The organism is Nitrosophilus sp., from assembly GCF_982775275.1.
The window spans coordinates 1-2,719 of record NZ_CEXZHP010000200.1 but is presented as its reverse complement, the minus strand read 5'-3'; the positions used below and the strand labels follow the sequence as shown (position 1 = coordinate 2,719).

General features: G+C 33.5%; 2 protein-coding genes and 1 pseudogene. All 3 read left to right on the top strand.

The features are described from left to right. The first annotated feature begins 2 nt into the window (after positions 1-2). Positions 3-1,160 (top strand): tyrosine--tRNA ligase, encoded by a 1,158-nt coding sequence (tyrS, locus tag AC30RD_RS08150; RefSeq protein WP_489493979.1) that lies wholly within the window; start codon positions 3-5, stop codon positions 1,158-1,160. Further along, positions 1,157-2,248, top strand: coding sequence for a nitronate monooxygenase (locus AC30RD_RS08145; protein ID WP_489493978.1), 1,092 nt, complete (start codon positions 1,157-1,159; stop codon positions 2,246-2,248). Before tyrS ends, AC30RD_RS08145 begins: the two co-directional genes overlap by 4 nt. A 67-nt stretch (positions 2,249-2,315) precedes the next feature. Then, positions 2,316-2,719, top strand: a pseudogene (locus tag AC30RD_RS08140) (hypothetical protein); the annotation flags it as partial.

Here is a 2,719-nt window from a genome sequence, read left to right as displayed (position 1 = left end):
TTGTGACAAAATTATTTATAATAATGGAATACCTAAAAGATTATTTTGAAAATAATAAACATTATTATGTAAAAGCGGGATTTGATCCTACCGCGCCAGATCTTCATTTGGGTCATACGGTTTTACTACAAAAACTGGCGACTTTTCAAAAATATGGAGCAATCGTTCAGTTTATAATAGGCGATTTTACTGCTATGATAGGTGATCCAACAGGAAAAAGCGAAACAAGAAAAAAACTTGATAAAAAAACCGTTTTAGAAAATGCAAAAAGTTATGAAGAGCAGGTATTTAAAATATTGGATCCTGATAAAACGCATGTTTTGTTTAACTCTCATTGGATAGAAAAATTAGGTGCACACGGTCTTGTTGAATTGACAACACTGGTAAGCGTAGCAAGAATGTTGGAAAGAGATGATTTTGAAAAAAGATACAAAGCTAATAAACCTATAGCTATAAGTGAATTTATTTATCCATTGCTGCAAGGTTATGATAGCGTTTACTTAAAAAGTGATATAGAAATAGGTGGCACGGATCAAAAGTTTAATCTTTTGATGGGAAGACAGCTTCAAAGAAGTTACGGTATAGGAAAAGAGCAGGCTGTTGTTATGATGCCGATACTTGAAGGTCTTGATGGTGTTCAAAAAATGAGCAAATCTTTGGGGAATTATGTAGGGGTTACAGAAGATCCTAATACTATGTTTGCTAAAATAATGAGTATTTCAGATGAATTGATGTGGAGATATTATGAGTTATTAAGCTCAAAAACTTTAGAAGAGATTGAGGTTTTACAAGAGGGTGTTAGAAATTCAAAAATACATCCAAAATACGCAAAAGAGCTTTTAGCCGCGGAGATTGTTGCGAGATTTCACGGTGATGAGGCGGCTAAAAGAGCAAAAGAAGAGTTTGATAAGGTTCATAAACAAAAAGAGATACCATCCCAAATACCTGAATTTGAGTTAAAAGGTCCTATTTGGATAGCCAAAGCTTTAGTAGAATGCGGCATTGAGCCTTCCACGTCTCAAGCAAGGCGAGATATTCAAGCTGGAGCCGTTAGGGTTAATAAAGAAAAAATTTTAGATAAAGATTATCATCTTGAAGAGGGGGAATATATTCTTCAAGTTGGAAAAAGAAAATTTGCAAAATTAAAGGTTACAAAGTGAAACTACCAAGCTTAAAAATAGGTAAATATGAGATAAAGTATCCTATTATACAAGGTGGAATGGGTGTTGGAATAAGTTGGGACAGGCTTGCTGGGTCTGTATCCAAAGAGGGGGGTCTTGGGGTTATTAGTGCCGTAGGGACAGGATATTATAAAAATAAAAAGTATATAGAAAAAGAGATAAACTCAAGACCGCTTGAGACTGAAAATTTCTATTCAAGAAAGGCTCTTTTTAAAATTTTTGAAAATGCTAGAAAAATATGTGCAGACGCACCTTTAGGATGTAATATTTTATATGCGATGAACGATTATGGCAGAGTTGTAAAAGATGCATGCGAAGCTGGAGCAAACATCATTATCACCGGTGCTGGTCTTCCTACTAATATGCCAGAATTTACAGAAGATTTTCCAGATGTTGCTCTTGTTCCTATCGTATCTAGCGCTAAAGCTTTAAAAATTATATGCAAAAGATGGGAAAAAAGATACAAAAGAGTCCCAGACGCGGTTACCGTAGAAGGGCCCTTAAGCGGAGGACATCAAGGCTTTACCTATGAGCAGTGTTTTATGGAAGAGTATAAACTTGAAAATATTTTGCCAGAAGTTATAAAAGAAGCCAAAAGTTGGGGGGAGATACCGGTAATAGCAGCCGGCGGAATTTGGGATCATAACGATATAGTAAAATTTTTAGAACTTGGAGCCTCTGGAGTGCAGATGGGAACAAGATTTATAGGAACATATGAGTGTGACGCTCACGATAATTTTAAAAAAGTTTTGCTTGAAGCTAAAAAAGAGGATATCTTACTTTTAAAATCGCCGGTTGGGTATCCAGCAAGAGGTATAAAGACAAATCTTATTAAATTGGTAGAAAAAAGAGAAGGTCCTCCAATCAAATGTATAAGCAACTGTGTAGCTCCATGCCAAAGAGGTATAGAGGCTAAAGAGGTTGGCTATTGTATTGCAGATAGGCTAAGTGACGCATATATGGGAAATTTGGAACTTGGGCTCTTTTTTAGTGGAGCAAACGGATATAGACTCGATAAGCTTATATCCGTAAAAGAGCTTATGCAAAAGCTTGTGGAAGGGGAGTAAAATTAAAAGGATATTTTTTCTTTTTACTCTTCTTTTGTCGCTGCTAATAGCTTCTTCAAACTATCCGATGCTAAATGATGCTAATAGATTATTAAATTCTAAAAATAAAGAGGATATTCTAAAGTCTTACAATAAATTTAAAACATTGTATATTAGATCTATTTTAGAGTCTGATAATAGCCTAAAAAAAGAGGCTTTAAAAGGGCTTATTAAGAGCTCAAAAAAGCTAGGATTCGAATATAAAAATTATGAAAAAGAGCTATATTCGCTAATACCCAAAATCATAAAAAAAGATGAAACGAAAAATGTTAAAAAAGTAGCAAAAGATAAAAAAAACGATAAAAATATCGGTAAAAAAAATGTATTAAAAAAAGTTGTTTTAAAAAAGGGTGAGATCGATTTTGTTTTTTCAAAAAATATAGAAAAAAATAGTATAAAATCATCTTCTTTAAATTATAAAAGTAAAGGTTT